Origin of the sequence: Streptomyces sp. ISL-12, assembly GCF_018614415.1 — a bacterium.
Taxonomy (GTDB): domain Bacteria; phylum Actinomycetota; class Actinomycetes; order Streptomycetales; family Streptomycetaceae; genus Streptomyces.
This window is the reverse complement of record NZ_JAGGOO010000046.1, coordinates 41,193-57,018: the sequence shown is the minus strand read 5'-3', so window position 1 is coordinate 57,018 and position 15,826 is coordinate 41,193. Positions and strand designations below refer to the sequence as shown.

Below are 15,826 nucleotides of genomic sequence, written 5' to 3'. Positions count from 1 at the left end.
TTCATCGGCTTGTCGTACTAATTCCTTCTCGGTTCCGTGCGAGCTTGTCGGCGCCGTCGGCACGGCACTGCCGGCACAGCACCCGACATCGCCTCATCGGCGTTGGCCCGAGAGAAGGAAGAAGGTGGGCGGATTGGCCGCCAACCACAGGATCACCGCCCCCCGCAGGACCGCCGCCACTCGCCGGATCACGGCCGGCTCCGTGATCGCCGCGGTCTGCGCCGCGTCGCTGGCCGGCTGCGGCGCCGAGGACTCCGGCGCGGGCGCGCACGGACCGAAGGCGAAGCAGGCTCCGGGCGCGCACCACGCGGTCCGGCTGATCGGCGACGGCTCCACCGCCTACACCGGCGCGCAGCCGCACCTGCCCAGACCCGAGCGGCTGAAGCCGGGCCAGAAGCCGCCGCAGTTCGTGGTGTTCTCCTGGGACGGCGCGGGCGAGGACAGCCAGAAGCTGTTCTCCCACTTCCGCCAGGTGGCCAAGGCCAACAACGCGACGATGACGTACTTCCTCAGCGGCGTGTACCTGCTGCCGGAGGAGAAGCGGGACCAGTACCGGCCGCCGCAGCACTCCCCGGGCAGCTCCGACATCGGCTTCGGCGACGAGCAGGGCATCGCCGACACCGTCGAGCAGCTCCGCCTGGCCTGGCAGGAGGGCAACGAGATCGGCACCCACTTCAACGGTCACTTCTGTGGTGCCGACGGCGGGGTCGGCGCGTGGTCGGTGGAGGAGTGGAAGGACGAGATCCGCCAGGCGAAGCGGTTCGTGAAGACCTGGAAGACCAACACCGGGTCGACGAAGGCCGCACCGCTGCCCTTCGACTACGACAAGGAACTCATCGGCGCCCGCACACCCTGCCTGGAGGGCCAGAAGAACTTCACCCGGGCCGCCGCCGAGATGGGCTTCCGCTACGACAGCAGCGGCGTCAACAACCAGGTGTGGCCCAAGAAGAAGAACGGCCTGTGGGACCTGTCGATGCAGCTGGTGCCCTTCCCCGGGCACTCCTACGAGCAGCTCACCATGGACTACAACTTCATGGTCAACCAGTCGGGCGGCACCACCCAGGGCGACCCGGCCATGCACGAGTACTGGGGCGACCAGATGCGCGACGGCCTCCTCCAGGGCTTCCGCCGCGCCTACGACGGAAACCGCGCCCCGCTGATCATCGGCAACCACTTCGAGTCCTGGAACGGCGGCACGTACATGCGCGCCGTGGAGGAGGTCGTCGAGGCGGTGTGCACCAAGGAAGAGGTGCGCTGCGTCTCCTTCCGGCAGCTCGCGGACTGGCTGGACGCGCAGGACCCGGGGACGCTGCGCAAGCTGCGCGACCTGGGCGTCGGCGAGGCCCCGGCGAAGGGCTGGGCGTCGTACCTGTCGGCCGACCCGGCGCCGGCTCCCAAGGGGGTGCCCGGGGCGACGGCCGAGAAGCGGTGACGGCACGGCTACTGTCGTACTCATGAGTACGACAGGCGCGACCGCCGAGTCCGATCCCCTGGCGGCCCTGGGCGCACTGCCCGGCGTGGCCGAGTCCGTGGAGTCCGTGCGCAAGGCCGTGGACCGGGTCTACGGCCACCGGATCATGCGGCGCCGCAGCAACGAGATCACCTCCGAGGCGGCGCTGCGCGGCGCGCGCGGCTCGGCGGCGCTCGCCGGTGCCGACTGGGCCCTGGAGGAGGTGCGCCGGCGTTCCGACTTCAGCGGTGACGGCGAGGCGCGCACGGTGGGCGCGGCGCTGCGGCTGACCGCCGAGGCGGGGCAGCTGCTGTCCGTCTGGCGGCAGTCGCCCCTGCGGGTGCTGGCCCGGCTGCACCTGGTGGCGGCGGCGGACAAGGACGACCGGGTGGGGCGCCCGCGGCAGGCGGGGGAGCCGGTCGACGAGCCTCTGGTCGGGCTGCCGCTGCCGGGCGCCGAGGAGGCGCACGGCCGCCTGGAGGGGCTGGCCGCCCTGCTCGTCGCGGGCAGTTCCGCGCCGGCGCTGGTGCAGGCCGCCGTCGTGCACGGCGAGCTGCTCGCGCTGCGCCCGTTCACCTCCCACAACGGCCTGGTCGCGCGCGCGGCCGAACGGATCGTCCTGGTCGGCAGCGGCCTGGACCCGAAGTCGGTCTGCCCGGCCGAGGTCGGGTACGCCGAGCTGGGCCGGGCGGCGTGTCTCGCGGCCCTCGACGGATATGTCTCCGGGACCGCGGAGGGCATGGCCGCCTGGATCGAGCACTGCGGCAAGGCGGTCGTGCTGGGGGCGCGGGAGTCGACGGCCGTGTGCGAGGCGCTGCAGCGCGGAGCCGCGTAGGGAGACCGGGGGACGACACAGGTTGCGGCGGTACGGGAATCCGTACCGCCGCTGGCATGCTCACCGGGTTACCAAGCGTCCTCTCAAGTTGCCCATCAGGTCGGGAACTTCGCCCGTCACCTGGTGCGGCTGGCCCGTAATCGACGGGTCGACGTCGCGTGGGTGCCCGATGACCATGCTCGGTCCGTGGGGCCATGTGCGTTATTAAGGTGATCCTCTCGGATGCCCTTGGTCTCGCGGGCCGTTGAGTCCTTTGTACTCCAGGCGGGGGACAAGCGGAAGTGATGTCCGCACTTCTTTACTTTTAGGTTCAAATTCAGTTTTGAGCGCAAACGGGACACATAGGGACCGGTGCGAGACTTGGTGCGGCGTCACGCCGCTGTCGCCCGGCGCCGGCCGGCGGCGTACCAGACGAGCCCCGCGGTGGCCGCCGCGGCGCCTATCGCGGCGGCGGCGACCAGCGCCGGACGGGGCGGTACGGAGAAACCGGGGACGCGCTGCTTGAGCCGGACCGGCCGGTGGAAGTCGAGGATCGGCCACGCGCGCGCGAGTGCCTCGCGGCGCAGCGCGCGGTCCGGGTTCACGGCGTGCGGATGTCCGACCGCCTCCAGCATCGGCAAGTCGGTGGCCGAGTCGCTGTAGGCGTAGCAGCGGGCGAGGTCGTACCCCTCGGAGTCGGCCAGTTCGCGGATCGCCTCGGCCTTCGTCGGGCCGTACGCGTAGTACTCCACCTCGCCGGTGAAGCAGCCGTCCTCGCCCACCACCATGCGGGTGGCCACGACCCGGTCGGCCCCGAGGAGCGCGCCGACCGGCTCGACGACCTCGGCGCCCGACGTGGAGACGATCACCACGTCCCGGCCGGCCGTGTGGTGCTCCTCGATCAGGGAGGCGGCCTCGTCGTAGATGATCGGGTCGATCAGGTCGTGCAGGGTCTCGGCGACGAGTTCCTTGACCTGCTCGACGTTCCAGCCCCGGCAGAGCGCGGAGAGGTACTCGCGCATCCGCTCCATCTGGTCGTGGTCGGCGCCGCCCGCGAGGAAGACGAACTGGGCATATGCGGTACGCATGACAGCCCTGCGGTTGATCAGGCCGCCTTGGTAGAACGACTTGCTGAACGTCAGTGTGCTCGACTTCGCAATGACCGTCTTGTCCAGGTCGAAGAAGGCCGCGGCGCGGGGTGTCGAGTGGGGTGCGGAGTGGGTCGGCGAGTGGGGCGACGAGTGGTTTTCCACGCCCTGAGCATAGGCGCACCCCATTCGGCGTATCGTGGGGCGTGTGGGTTTGCCTGAGAAGGCTCTCGGGTACACCATGGAAGTCACGGATCGTTCGCGACCGTGCTAACCCGGTCCGACTCCTCCCCCCCCCGAGTCGGCCGTGGAGACGACCCCCGCTCTCCCCCCCGGCGGGGGTCGTCGCATGTCCGGACGGGTTTTCGCGTATACCGCGGACTCCGGCCGCGGCCTCTCTCTGATCGTCCACGCTCGTACTCCGTGATCGCTGAACGTCACTTTGGGTAGTCGTTGTGCTGCTCTGCGGCAGTCGTACCCAGTCCTGCGGGGAGTGTGCGGGCACTCACCGGTTCGGGTGACGGCGATATTCACAATCGCCGAGTTGTCCACAGTTATCGACCAAGATCCACACGATTTCCCGGATCGCTGCACCGTGATTCCAACGCGTCCCGGTCGCGCCGAGTTCACGGCGGCTTCCGTTTGTCGGACGCGGGCTGCCGGTTTTCGCCGGCCACTCATATGGAGGCCGCTCGCCGGTTCTTCACACGTTTGGGAATCGCGGGGCCCCACAGGCCGCGCGAGACGCCTGAGGGGGGCACCCGCCATGACCGGAACAGTCACGCACGACCCGCCGTCCGCCGCCGGAGGACGGCAGAGCGGACCGCTGATCGTCACCGAGGATCCCGACCTGCTCGACGACCTGCTGCGGCTGTGCGCGGCTGCGGGCGCCACACCCGAGGTGCACCCCACGGTGCCCGAGCGCCGGGGCGGCTGGGAGACCGCGCCGCTCGTCCTGGTGGGCGACGACGCCGCGCGCCGGGTGCGGGGCGCGCCCCGCAGACGCCAGGTGGTGCTGGTCGGCCGTGACCAGGACGACCCCGGCGTGTGGCGGCGCGCCGTCGAGATCGGCGCCGACCACGTCCTGATGCTGCCCGACGGCGAGCAGTGGCTGATCGACCGCATCGCCGACGTCGCCGAAGGCGTCGGCCGCCCGGCGCTCACCGTCGGCGTCATCGGCGGCCGGGGCGGCGCCGGGGCCTCCACCCTGGCCTGCGCGCTCGGCGTCACTGCCGCACGGGAAGGGCTGCGCACCCTGCTGGTGGACGCCGACCCGCTGGGCGGCGGACTCGACGTGCTGCTCGGCGGCGAGACCACCGAGGGACTGCGCTGGCCCGCGTTCGCCGCCTCACGAGGACGGGTCGGCGGCGGCGCCCTGGAGGAGTCGCTGCCCGCACTGCACTCCCTGCGGGTGCTCAGCTGGGACCGCGGCGACTGCGTCGCCGTGCCGCCCCCGGCCGTCCGCGCGGTGCTCGCCGCGGCCCGGCGCCGGGGCGGGGCGGTCGTCGTCGACCTGCCGCGCCGGATCGACGACGGGGCGGCCGAGGTCCTCGCCCAGCTCGACCTCGGGGTGCTCGTCGTCCCCGCCGAGCTGCGGGCGGTCGCGGCGGCGGGCCGGGTCGCCTCCGCCGTCGGCATGGTCCTGGGCGACCTGCGGGTCGCGGTGCGCGGGCCGTACGTGCCGGGACTCGACGACCGGGAGGTGGCGCGGCTGCTCGGACTGCCGCTCGCCGGTGAGGTTCCGGTCGAGCCCGGGCTGCCGCGCGCCGTGGAGGGCGGCCGGCCGCCGGGGGCCGCCGCCCGTGGACCGCTGGCGCGCTTCTGCCGTGAGTTCTGGGAGCGGGCGCTGACGGAGGCGAGGACCGGATGAGGGCGCTGGACGGGCGGGACGGTCACCAGTACGCCGGTCACGGGCGGGGAGGTGGCGCTGTACGGGAGCGCCGGGAGTTTCCGGAGCCGGCGGGTGGTCGTGGGCGTGGGGGTGGTGTGGTGCGTGGCCGCCGGGAGTTTCCGGAGCCGGTGGGCGGTCATGGGCGGGACGGCGGTGTGGTGCGGGGCAGGGACGGCGGTGCGGTGCGGGGCCGTCAGGAGTCCGGTGCCGGCATGCCGGCGGCACTGCTCGACGGCGTACGGCGCCGGCTCGCCGAGAGCGGGGCGGAACCGACGCCCGCACACGTGGCGCAGGCCCTGCGCGCACAGGGACGTGTGCTCGGCGACGCCGAGATCCTCGGTGCCGCCGAGCGGCTGCGGTCCGAACTCGTGGGCAGTGGGCCCCTGGAGCCGCTGCTCGCCGACCCGTCGGTGACCGACGTACTGGTGTCCGCCCCGGACCGGGTCTGGGTGGACCGGGGCGGCGGACTGGAGCTGACCTCCGTGTCCTTCATGGACGCCGGGGCGGTACGGCGGCTCGCGCAGCGGCTCGCGGCCGTCGCCGGGCGCCGCCTCGACGACGCCCGGCCCTGGGTGGACGCCCGGCTGCCCGACGGGACCCGGCTGCACGCGGTGCTGCCCCCGGTCGCGGTCGGCTGCACCTGCCTGTCGCTGCGGGTGGTGCGTCCGCGCGCGTTCACGCTCGACGAACTGGTCGCGGCGGGGACGGTGCCGCCGGGCGGCGACCGGGTGCTGCGCGCCCTGCTGGACGCCCGGCTGTCCTTCCTGGTCAGCGGCGGTACGGGCAGCGGCAAGACGACGCTGCTGAGCGCCCTGCTCGGGCTGGTCGGTGCCGGGGAGCGGATCGTGCTGGCCGAGGACTCGGCGGAGTTGCGGCCCGACCACCCGCACGTCGTACGGCTGGAGGCCAGACCGGCCAACCAAGAGGGCGCCGGCCTGGTGACGCTGGAGGACCTGGTGCGCCAGGCACTGCGAATGCGGCCGGACCGGCTGGTCGTCGGCGAGGTACGGGGACCCGAGGTGGTCCACCTGCTGGCGGCCCTCAACACCGGCCATCAGGGCGGTTCCGGAACTGTTCACGCCAACGCCGCGGCGGACGTCCCGGCCCGGCTGGAGGCGCTCGGCACGGCCGCCGGACTCGACCGGGCCGCCCTGCACAGCCAGGTGGCCGCCGCACTGTCGGTGCTGCTGCACCTCGTACGGGACCGTACCGGGCGGCGGCGGATCGCGGAGGTGCGGGTGCTGGAGAGGGACCCCGCGGGGCTGGTGCGGACCGTGCCGGCGCTGCGGTGGGGCGAGGAGGCGTTCGTGCCGGAGCGGGGGTGGGCGCGGCTCAGGGGGCTGCTGGCAGGTGAGGGGAGTACGGGGGGTGAGTGAAGTGAGTGAGGTGAGCGAGCTGTCGACGGCGGTGGCCCTCGTCTGCCTCGCAGCCGCCGCCTGGTTGGCCGGTGAGCGGCAGTCCGGGGCGCGGCGGGCACGTCTGCTGCTCGCGGGCGGCGAGGCGGGAGGCGGGGCGGACGGTGGTGCGGGCGGTGGCGCGGGCGGGGCCGGAGCGCCGGGAGCCGATCAGGTGACGGTGAGTGTCATCCGGCTGACGGACGGGCTGCGCCGGCTTCGGGGGCGGCTGCGGGCCGAGTGGTGGTCCCCGGTGGCCGGGCTGGTGCTGGCGCTGCTGGGGACGTCGGTCCTGCCGCTCGTCATGGGAGCGGCCGGGGTTCCGGTACTGCGCCGGGCGCGACTGGCCGGCCGGGCGCGACGTGCCCGGGAGCGGCGGCAGGACGCGGTGATCGGGCTGTGCGCCTTCCTGGCGGGCGAGGTACGGGCGGGACGGCAGCCCGGTGAGGCGTTGCTGTGCGCCGCGCGGGAGTCCGGCGGGCTCGGCGACGGGCAGGCGGCGGTGCTGGCGGCGGCCCGGTTCGGCGGGGACGTGCCGGGCGCGCTCGCGACGGCGGCGCGGCAACCGGGTGCCGAAGGGCTGCGGGGCCTGGCCGCGTGCTGGCGGGTCGCCGTCGACCAGGGCGCGGGTCTCGCCACCGGACTGGACCGGCTGGCGGGGGCGCTGCGTGCCGAACGGGACCGACGGGCCGATCTGCGCGCCCAGTTGGCCGGGGCCCGGGCCACCGCGGTGATGCTGGCCGGCCTGCCGGTCCTGGGCCTGCTGTTCGGGGTGGCCCTCGGGGCCGATCCGCTGCGCGTCCTGCTGCACAGCGGGGCGGGACTGGGCTGTCTGCTGGCCGGCGGCGTGCTGGAGGGGCTCGGGATGTGGTGGGTGAACGGGATCGTGCGGCGAGCGGAGGCGGAGGCGTGAGCGGGAACGTTGTCCACAGCCTGGGGGCGGTCATGGGGACGCTGTTGCTCGCCGGATGGCTGGTGGGGTGGGCGTGGGCCGCCCGGCGCGAGGGAAAGGCCCGGCGTCGGCTCGCCGCGCTGCTGCTTCCGGGACGGACGCGCGGTGCCCCGCGGGTGGACGCCCTCGGCCGACGGCTCCGCGCGTGGCTTCCCCTGGTGGGTACGGCGGGCGCGGGGTGGGCACTGGTCGGCGGCGTCACGGGCGTTCTGGTGGGGACGGTCGTCGCGGCGGGGCTGTGGCGCTGGCAGCGGCGGCGGCCCCCCACGGGTGTCGCCGCGCGGACCGACGGTGCGGAGGCGGCACGGCAACTGCCCTTGGCGGCGGATCTGCTGGCTGCCTGCATCGCGGCGGGGGCCGGTCCGGTGGTCGCTGCCCGGGCCGTGGGCGAAGCCCTCGGCGGACCGGTCGGCGACGCGCTGGCCCGCGGTGCGGCGGAGGTCCGGCTGGGCGGTGAACCGGACGGGGCGTGGCGTGAGTTGGCCGTGTTGCCGGGTGCCTCGGCGCTGGCGCGCCTGCTGGAACGCGCCGACGAGTCCGGACTGCCCGCGGCCGGCCCGGTCGCGCACCTCGCCGAACAGGCCCGCGCGGACCGGGCCCGCGCGACCACGGCACGGGCCCGGCGAGCGGCCGTCGCGGTCACCGCACCGGTGGGCCTGTGCTTCCTGCCCGCGTTCATCGCGGTGGGCGTGCTGCCGGTGGTGATCGGTCTGGCGGGCGGGGCGCTGGGAGGGGGAGGTGGTGGCTGAGGCGGTGCCGAGTGATGCGGATGAGTCAGAACAGCGAGAAACGTCAGAAGAAGTACTGAATCCCACGGGGGTCGAGATGGGTCGAATGGTTCGGGCGCGGCTGCGTGCCCTGGTGCGCAGGGTGCGTGCGGTGCGCTGGACGGGCGGAGCCGCGCGGCGGGACGCGGGAATGGTCACGTCGGAGTACGCGATGGGCATCGTGGCGGCGGTGGCGTTCGCGGTGGTCCTCTACAAGGTGGTGACCAGCGGAACGGTCAGCGGTGAGCTGGAACGCATCGTGAAGCAGGCGCTCGATGCGCGGATGTGAGCGGGGCGCGGGCCGCAGGGCAGACGGGGGTTTCGTGACCGCCGAGACGGCCGTGGCGCTCCCGGTGCTGGTCATGTTCGCCATGGCGCTGGTGTGGGGGCTGCTGGTGGTGGCCGCGCAGATCCAGTGTGTGGACGCGGCCCGGACCGGCGCCCGCGCCGCGGCCCGGCAGGATCCCGCCGAGGCGGTCGTGGAGGTCACCCGGGCGGCGGCGCCGGACGGCGCGGAGGTCACGGTCGGCCGGGAGGCGGAACAGGTCCGGGTGGTCGTGGTGGCGCGGCCACCGGTGCTGAGCGGGCTGCCGTTCGAGGTACGGGAGGAGGCCGTGGCCTCGGTGGAGCGGACGGTGGAGGCGGCGCCGTGAGGGGCGGGACCGTGAGGGGCGGCGGCGGGGACCGGCGAGGGGCGCCTGGGCGGTTCCAGCGGTCCCCGGACCGCGGCCGGTACTCCCGCCGGTGTTCCGACCAGTGTTCCGACCGGAGTTCGGACCGCGGCTCCGCCACCGTCTGGAGTGTCGGTGTCATCACGGTGCTGTGCGTGGTCTTCGGCGTCGTCCTGGCCCTGGGGCAGGCGGTGGTGGCCCGGCACCGGGCGGCCGGCGGTGCCGACCTCGCGGCACTCGCGGCCGCGGACCACTGGGCGCGGGGCGGTGCCGGCGCGTGCTCCAGGGCGGACCGGGTGGCCCGGGCACAGGGCACGCGGATCGTGCGGTGCGTGCTCACCGGACAGGTGTCGGACGTGACGGCGGCGTCGGGACGGGGGCCGTTCGCGGCGGAGGTCAGGGCCCGTGCGGGTCCGGCGGCGCCACTTCCTCCGACGGCGCCTCTCCCCCCGACGGCGCCTCTGCCTCCGGCGCCCCGGGCTCCCGTACCGGAGCCCCCGCCTCCCCCGGAGCCCCCTGCCCCCGCATCGGAGCCCCCGCCTGCCCCGGTGCCCCCCGCAGCAGCACCGTGAGCAGTCGTACCGCGCCCCTCTTGTGCAGCGGGTCGTTGCCGTTGCCGCACTTGGGGGACTGGATGCAGGACGGGCAGCCGGCGTCGCACTCGCAGGAGGCGATGGCCTCGCGGGTCGCGGTGAGCCACGCGCGGGCCGTGTGGAAGGCGCGCTCCGCGAAGCCCGCGCCGCCGGGATGACCGTCGTAGACGAAGACCGTGGGGAGGAGGGTGTCCGGGTGCAAGGGGATGGACACGCCGCCGATGTCCCAGCGGTCGCAGGTCGCGAAGAGCGGGAGCATGCCGATCGACGCGTGTTCGGCGGCGTGCAGGGCGCCGCCGAGGATCTCCGGGTTGATCCGGGCGGCGTCGAGCTGGTCCTCGGTGACCGTCCACCACACGGCTCGGGTGCGCAGCGTACGGGGAGGGAGGTCGAGTTTCGTCTCGCCGAGGACTTCGCCGGTGATCAGTCGGCGGCGCAGGAAGGAGACCACTTGGTTGGTGACCTCGACGGAGCCGTAGCACAGGCGGCCGTCGCCCCAGGGGACCTCGATGTCGGTCTCCAGGACGGAGATGGCGGTGGTGTCGCGGGCCACCGTGGAGTACGGCGGACTGGCCTGTTCGACCAGGGCGACCGAGTCGTCCAGGTCGAGCGACCGGACCAGATACGTGCGCCCCTGGTGCAGGTGGACCGCGCCCTCGTGGACCGTGGTGTGGGCGGCGCCGGCGTCGACCGTGCCGAGGAGCCGGCCCGTGCCCTCCTCGACGACCTGGACCGGGCGTCCGCCCTCGCCGCGGATGTCGGTGAGGTCGGCGGCCCGTTCGCGGCGCGTCCAGTGCCAGGCCCGGGTACGGCGCCGGAGCAGCTTCGCGGCCTCCAACTGCGGCAGCAGCTCCTCGCACGCGGGACCGAACAGTTCCAGGTCCTCCTCCGTCAGCGGCAGCTCGGCCGCCGCCGCGCACAGGTGCGGGGCGAGCACGTACGGGTTGTCGGGGTCGAGGACGGTGGACTCGACGGGCTGGTCGAAGAGGGCCTCGGGGTGGTGGACGAGGAACGTGTCCAGCGGGTCGTCGCGGGCGACCAGGACGGCCAGCGCCCCCTGCCCGGACCGTCCCGCCCGCCCCGCCTGCTGCCACAGCGAGGCACGGGTGCCCGGATAGCCGGCGATCACCACGGCGTCCAGGCCCGAGATGTCGACGCCGAGTTCCAGGGCGTTGGTCGCCGCGAGCCCGAGGAGTTCACCGGAGTGCAGGGCGCGTTCGAGGGCACGGCGTTCCTCGGGCAGATAGCCACCGCGGTACGCCGCGACCCGCCGGGCCAGCGACCGGTCCACCTCGGCGAGGCGTTCCTGGGCGATGACGGAGATCAGCTCGGCGCCGCGCCGGGAGCGGACGAAGGCGATGGAGCGCATGCCCTGCACGGTGAGGTCGGTGAGGAGGTCGGCGGCCTCGGCGGTGGCGGTGCGGCGGACGGGTGCGCCCTTCTCACCCTCCAGTTCGGTCAACGGCGGTTCCCAGAGGGCGAACACCAGTTCACCGCGGGGTGAGGCGTCGTCCGCGACCTCCACCACCGGCAGGCCGGTGAGCCGGCGGGCGGCCGTCGCGGGCTCGGCGGCGGTGGCGGAGGCCAGCAGGAAGACGGGGGAGGAGCCGTAGCGGGCGCAGAGCCTGCGCAGCCGGCGCAGGACCTGGGCGACGTGCGAGCCGAACACGCCGCGGTAGGTGTGGCATTCGTCGATGACGACGTACTTCAGCGCCTTGAGGAAGGAGGACCAGCGGGGGTGGGCGGGCAGGATGCCGCGGTGCAGCATGTCCGGATTGGTGAGGACGAAGGTGGCGTACTGACGAATCCATTCGCGTTCCTCGAACGGGGTGTCGCCGTCGTGGACGGCGGCGCGCACCGCGGTCCCGAGAGGTTGTGAAAGTTCCTTCACCGACCGGCACTGGTCCGCGGCGAGGGCCTTCGTCGGGGCCAGGTAGAGGGCGGTGGCGCCCCGGCCGTTCGGTGCCTCGGAGCCGTCCAGGAGGGCCGACAGGACCGGCACCAGATAGGCCAGGGACTTGCCGGAGGCGGTGCCCGTGGCGACGACCACCGAGTCGCCGTCGAGGGCGTGCTCGACCACACGTGCCTGGTGGGCCCAGGGGTGTTCGATACCCGCGGCCCGCACCGCGGCGAGCACTTCGGGGCGAATCCGGTCGGGCCAGAGGGCATGGCGTCCCGCGCGCGGGGGCAAGTGCTCCGTATGAGTGATGCGCGAAGCCCGGCTCCGCCCCGCGGCGAGCCGGTCCAGGACCGCGCCCGGATCCGGCCGGGGAACGGGGTCCGTCGGGAGTCCATCGGAACGGTGATTCTTGGCCATCGGCACCGAGTCTGTCACTGGCGTGACGGACAATGGGACCAAGGCGTCGTGCACGCCTGCCGGTAAGTGATTGAATGCCATCGCGGCTGGCGAACCGTCCCGGGGGCTCCAAGCCGAGGTAACCCCGAGGGGCGACCGCTCGATAGCAAGGTGCTGGAGGATCCGTGGACCTGTCCCTGTCGACCGAGACCATGGGCGATCGCACGATCGTCAGGGTCGGTGGCGAAATCGACGTGTATACCGCGCCCAAGCTGCGCGAGCAGTTGGTCGAGCTGGTGAATGACGGCAGTTTCCACCTTGTCGTCGACATGGAGGGCGTGGACTTCCTCGACTCCACCGGGCTCGGCGTACTGGTCGGCGGCCTGAAGCGGGTGCGTGCCCACGAGGGCTCGCTGCGCCTGGTCTGCAACCAGGAGCGCATTCTGAAGATTTTCCGCATCACCGGCCTCACCAAGGTGTTCCCGATCCACACCTCGGTCGAGGAAGCGGTAGCGGCCACCGACTGATGACGGCCGCCGTCCCGGGCCCCCGGGTCCGGGACGGCGCGCGGTCACAGCAGGGGGCCGGGCTTTCGGCGGCCCGGTCCCTCGACAGCACGCCCGTAGTTCCGAGGGGGATGCATGGCCACCGTTGAACTCCGCTTCAGCGCGCTGCCCGAGCACGTCCGGACCGCCCGGCTGGTGGCGGCCGCGGTGGCGCGCAGGGCCGGAGTGGACGAGGCCGTCCTCGACGAGGTCAGGCTCGCCGTCGGCGAGGCCTGCAGCCGGGCCGTGGGACTGCACCAGAACGGTGGGATCACGGAGCCCGTGAAGGTGTCGCTGATCGAGGAGGAGAAACAGTTCTCCATCGAGGTCGGCGACGAGGCGCCGCACACGCCCGGCGGTGGTGTGCCCGGCGTCGCCGGTGACGACCCGGAGGCCGAGGAGGACGAGATGGGCCTCGCGGTCATCAGCGGGCTCGTCGACGACGTGGAGGTCAAGGCCGGCCCGGACGGCGGACTGATCCGCATGACCTGGCCCACCACCCCGCCTCCCCTGCTGTCGCCCCTGGCCTGACAGCCGCCCGCGCTCACCGAAGGCGCGCCGAACACTCACCGAACCGAAAGGGCCCTACCACGTAGGGCCCTTTGCCGTGTGCGGAAGTCGGTGCCCCCGCCTACAGTGGTTCCGTGCGGGAGCCGAGTGAATTCCTTTACGGGCAGTCCGATTCTGTAAAGCTGGACCGCGTCCATTGATCTCCGTCCGGTCCGGTCAATGCGTCAAAGGCATTACGCATTACTCTTTCCGCTTGACGGGTCGAATACTTTTGTCATGCTCTATTGAGAACCGGTTCCGGTATCTAGAATCCGTCCACATCTTGAGCTCAGCCCAAGCGTCAAGGAGGACGAATGGCGGAGCTTTCCACCTCACAGCAGTTGGCCGCGGAACTGACCGACGGCAACCGCCTGCTCGTCGCCGTCATCGCCGTCGTGGCCCTGGCGGCGCTGGTGGTCGCGGGCGTCCTGGTGCGCCAGGTGCTCGCGGCCGGCGAGGGAACCGACAGCATGAAGAAGATCGCGGCCGCCGTCCAGGAAGGCGCCAACGCCTATCTGGCCCGGCAGTTGCGCACCCTCGGTGCATTCGCCGTCGTGGTGTTCTTCCTGCTCATGCTGCTGCCCGCAGACGACTGGAATCAGCGGGCCGGACGTTCGATCTTCTTTCTGATCGGCGCGGCGTTCTCGGCGGCCACCGGATATATCGGTATGTGGCTCGCCGTGCGCAGCAATGTGCGCGTCGCCGCGGCGGCCCGGGAGGCGACACCGGGGCCGGGGGAACCGAAAAAGGATCTCACCCTCGTCTCGCACAAAGCGATGAAGATCGCATTTCGTACGGGCGGGGTCGTCGGCATGTTCACGGTGGGGCTCGGCCTGCTGGGCGCCTCCTGCGTCGTACTGGTGTACGCGGCCGACGCGCCGAAGGTCCTGGAGGGCTTCGGACTCGGCGCGGCACTGATCGCGATGTTCATGAGGGTGGGCGGCGGCATCTTCACCAAGGCCGCCGACGTCGGCGCCGACCTGGTCGGCAAGGTCGAGCAGGGCATCCCGGAGGACGATCCGCGCAACGCCGCGACCATCGCCGACAACGTGGGCGACAACGTCGGCGACTGCGCGGGCATGGCCGCCGACCTCTTCGAGTCCTACGCCGTGACGCTGGTCGCCGCGCTGATCCTCGGCAAGGTGGCCTTCGGGGACGCCGGGCTGGCGTTCCCGCTCCTGGTCCCGGCGATCGGGGTGGTCACCGCCATGATCGGCATCTTCGCGGTGGCGCCGAGGCGGGCCGACCGCAGCGGGATGAGCGCGATCAACCGGGGCTTCTTCGTCTCCGCGGTGATCTCGCTCGTTCTGGTCGCGGTGGCCGTCTTCGTCTACCTCCCGGGGAAGTACTCGGAACTGGACGGCGTCACCGACGCGGCCATCGCGGGCAGGAGCGGCGACCCGCGCGTCCTCGCGCTCGTCGCCGTGGCGATCGGCATCGTGCTGGCCGCGCTGATCCAGCAGCTCACCGGCTACTTCACCGAGACCACCCGACGCCCCGTCAGGGACATCGGCAAGACCTCGCTGACCGGCCCGGCCACCGTCGTCCTGGCCGGCATCTCCATCGGCCTGGAATCCGCCGTGTACACCGCCCTGTTGATCGGCCTCGGCGTGTACGGGGCCTTCCTGCTCGGCGGTACGTCGATCATGCTGGCGCTGTTCGCGGTGGCGCTGGCCGGCACCGGTCTGCTCACCACGGTCGGCGTGATCGTCGCCATGGACACCTTCGGACCCGTCTCCGACAACGCGCAGGGCATCGCCGAGATGTCCGGCGACGTCGAGGGCGAGGGCGCGCAGGTGCTCACCGACCTGGACGCGGTCGGCAACACCACCAAGGCCATCACCAAGGGCATCGCCATCGCCACGGCCGTCCTGGCGGCGGCGGCGCTCTTCGGGTCGTACCGCGACGCCATCACCACCGGCGCGCGGGACGTCGGTGAGCGGCTCAGCGGTGAGGGCGCGCCGATGAGCCTGATGATGGACATCTCCCAGCCCAACAACCTCGTCGGGCTGATCGCGGGCGCGGCGGTCGTCTTCCTCTTCTCCGGGCTGGCGATCAACGCGGTGTCGCGGTCGGCGGGGGCGGTGGTGTTCGAGGTGCGGCGGCAGTTCCGGGAACGGCCCGGGATCATGGACCGCACCGAGACCCCGGAGTACGGCAAGGTCGTCGACATCTGCACGCGGGACGCCCTGCGCGAACTCGCCACGCCCGGGCTGCTCGCCGTGCTGGCGCCGATCTTCATCGGGTTCACGCTCGGCGTCGGCGCCCTCGGCGCGTTCCTGGCGGGCGCGATCGGCGCCGGCACGCTGATGGCGGTGTTCCTCGCCAACTCCGGCGGGGCCTGGGACAACGCCAAGAAACTGGTCGAGGACGGCCACCACGGCGGCAAGGGCAGCGAGGCGCACGCCGCCACCGTCATCGGCGACACGGTCGGCGACCCCTTCAAGGACACCGCCGGACCGGCCATCAACCCGCTGCTGAAGGTCATGAACCTGGTGGCGCTGCTCATCGCGCCGGCCGTGATCAAGTTCTCCTACGGTCCGGACGAGAACGTCGGGGTCCGGGTGCTGATCGCGGCGGTCGCCTTCCTGGTCATCGCCGGCGCGGTGGTCGTCTCCAAGCGGCGCGGCATCGCCATGGGGGACGGGGACGACAGCGGACGGGAGCCCGAGGTGGCGGACCGGGCGGTGGTTTCGTAGGGCGGTCGAGCCGCTGTAGGCCATGATGCGGGCGGACGGCGCGTGTTGACGTGCCGTCCGCTTGCGGCGTGCGCGTGCGCGCCCCCTCACCAGCACGTCCGCGCAGCTCCCGTGAGC

General features: G+C 72.9%; 13 protein-coding genes and 1 pseudogene. 12 read left to right on the top strand and 2 right to left on the bottom strand.

All coding sequences use genetic code 11. The features are described from left to right. The first annotated feature begins 151 nt into the window (after positions 1-151). Positions 152-1,432: a hypothetical protein gene (locus J7I94_RS13490; protein WP_215167342.1), complete on the top strand. Its 1,281-nt coding sequence runs from the start codon at positions 152-154 to the stop codon at positions 1,430-1,432. 22 nt (positions 1,433-1,454) lie between these two features. After that, positions 1,455-2,285: a Fic family protein gene (locus J7I94_RS13485; protein ID WP_215167306.1), complete on the top strand. Its 831-nt coding sequence runs from the start codon at positions 1,455-1,457 to the stop codon at positions 2,283-2,285. A 371-nt stretch (positions 2,286-2,656) separates the two neighbouring features. On the opposite strand, the gene J7I94_RS13480 is transcribed toward J7I94_RS13485, so the two are convergent. Beyond that, positions 2,657-3,541: an HAD family phosphatase gene (locus tag J7I94_RS13480; protein ID WP_251075100.1), complete on the bottom strand. Its 885-nt coding sequence runs from the start codon at positions 3,539-3,541 to the stop codon at positions 2,657-2,659. Between the two features lie 577 nt (positions 3,542-4,118). Between J7I94_RS13480 and ssd the strand changes: the two genes are divergently transcribed. From ssd to J7I94_RS13445, 7 genes and pseudogenes are all read left to right on the top strand, one after another. Further along, complete coding sequence (gene ssd / locus J7I94_RS13475) at positions 4,119-5,222, top strand: septum site-determining protein Ssd (protein ID WP_215167304.1); 1,104 nt, start codon at positions 4,119-4,121, stop codon at positions 5,220-5,222. A 233-nt stretch (positions 5,223-5,455) separates the two neighbouring features. After that, on the top strand, positions 5,456-6,619 hold the full coding sequence (locus tag J7I94_RS13470) for a TadA family conjugal transfer-associated ATPase (RefSeq protein ID WP_215167303.1): 1,164 nt from the start codon (positions 5,456-5,458) through the stop codon (positions 6,617-6,619). Between the two features lies 1 nt (position 6,620). Next, positions 6,621-7,550, top strand: a complete 930-nt coding sequence (locus J7I94_RS13465; RefSeq protein ID WP_215167341.1) for a type II secretion system F family protein — start codon at positions 6,621-6,623, stop codon at positions 7,548-7,550. After that, a complete protein-coding gene (locus tag J7I94_RS13460; protein ID WP_215167302.1) occupies positions 7,547-8,338 on the top strand; it encodes a type II secretion system F family protein in 792 nt (263 codons plus the stop codon). The genes J7I94_RS13465 and J7I94_RS13460 overlap by 4 nt, the downstream gene beginning before the upstream one ends. A 76-nt stretch (positions 8,339-8,414) precedes the next feature. Beyond that, the gene (locus J7I94_RS13455) at positions 8,415-8,645 is read left to right on the top strand and encodes a DUF4244 domain-containing protein (RefSeq protein WP_215167301.1); all 231 of its coding nucleotides are present in this window, start codon (positions 8,415-8,417) and stop codon (positions 8,643-8,645) included. Beyond that, entirely contained in the window at positions 8,632-9,009 is a 378-nt protein-coding gene (locus tag J7I94_RS13450) for a TadE family type IV pilus minor pilin (protein WP_215167300.1), read from the top strand. The genes J7I94_RS13455 and J7I94_RS13450 overlap by 14 nt, the downstream gene beginning before the upstream one ends. Positions 9,010-9,167: 158 nt before the next feature. Beyond that, a pseudogene (locus J7I94_RS13445) lies at positions 9,168-9,476 on the top strand (Rv3654c family TadE-like protein); the annotation flags it as partial. On the opposite strand, the gene J7I94_RS13440 reads toward J7I94_RS13445, so the two are convergent. After that, the gene (locus J7I94_RS13440; protein WP_251075099.1) at positions 9,424-12,018 is read right to left on the bottom strand and encodes a DEAD/DEAH box helicase; all 2,595 of its coding nucleotides are present in this window, start codon (positions 12,016-12,018) and stop codon (positions 9,424-9,426) included. The pseudogene J7I94_RS13445 and the gene J7I94_RS13440 sit on opposite strands and share 53 nt — an antisense overlap. An 83-nt stretch (positions 12,019-12,101) precedes the next feature. Between J7I94_RS13440 and bldG the strand changes: the two genes are divergently transcribed. The 3 genes from bldG (at position 12,102) to J7I94_RS13425 (ending at position 15,709) form a co-directional block, all read left to right on the top strand. Then, the gene (gene bldG / locus J7I94_RS13435) at positions 12,102-12,443 is read left to right on the top strand and encodes an anti-sigma factor antagonist BldG (protein WP_003991900.1); all 342 of its coding nucleotides are present in this window, start codon (positions 12,102-12,104) and stop codon (positions 12,441-12,443) included. 114 nt (positions 12,444-12,557) lie between these two features. Continuing rightward, complete coding sequence (locus J7I94_RS13430) at positions 12,558-12,992, top strand: ATP-binding protein (protein ID WP_215167299.1); 435 nt, start codon at positions 12,558-12,560, stop codon at positions 12,990-12,992. Positions 12,993-13,324: 332 nt separating this feature from the next. Continuing rightward, complete coding sequence (locus J7I94_RS13425; protein ID WP_215167298.1) at positions 13,325-15,709, top strand: sodium-translocating pyrophosphatase; 2,385 nt, start codon at positions 13,325-13,327, stop codon at positions 15,707-15,709. Positions 15,710-15,826 lie beyond the last annotated feature (117 nt).

What these genes read in the sequence shown, in the direction of transcription:
- J7I94_RS13485 (WP_215167306.1), top strand. Translation starts at nt 1,455, where the DNA reads ATGAGTACGACAGGCGCGACCGCCGAGTCCGATCCCCTGGCGGCCCTG.
- J7I94_RS13480 (WP_251075100.1), bottom strand. Translation starts at nt 3,541, where the DNA reads ATGGGGTGCGCCTATGCTCAGGGCGTGGAAAACCACTCGTCGCCCCAC.
- ssd (WP_215167304.1), top strand. Translation starts at nt 4,119, where the DNA reads ATGACCGGAACAGTCACGCACGACCCGCCGTCCGCCGCCGGAGGACGG.
- J7I94_RS13470 (WP_215167303.1), top strand. Translation starts at nt 5,456, where the DNA reads ATGCCGGCGGCACTGCTCGACGGCGTACGGCGCCGGCTCGCCGAGAGC.
- J7I94_RS13455 (WP_215167301.1), top strand. Translation starts at nt 8,415, where the DNA reads ATGGGTCGAATGGTTCGGGCGCGGCTGCGTGCCCTGGTGCGCAGGGTG.
- J7I94_RS13450 (WP_215167300.1), top strand. Translation starts at nt 8,632, where the DNA reads ATGCGCGGATGTGAGCGGGGCGCGGGCCGCAGGGCAGACGGGGGTTTC.
- J7I94_RS13440 (WP_251075099.1), bottom strand. Translation starts at nt 12,018, where the DNA reads ATGGCATTCAATCACTTACCGGCAGGCGTGCACGACGCCTTGGTCCCA.
- J7I94_RS13430 (WP_215167299.1), top strand. Translation starts at nt 12,558, where the DNA reads ATGGCCACCGTTGAACTCCGCTTCAGCGCGCTGCCCGAGCACGTCCGG.
- J7I94_RS13425 (WP_215167298.1), top strand. Translation starts at nt 13,325, where the DNA reads ATGGCGGAGCTTTCCACCTCACAGCAGTTGGCCGCGGAACTGACCGAC.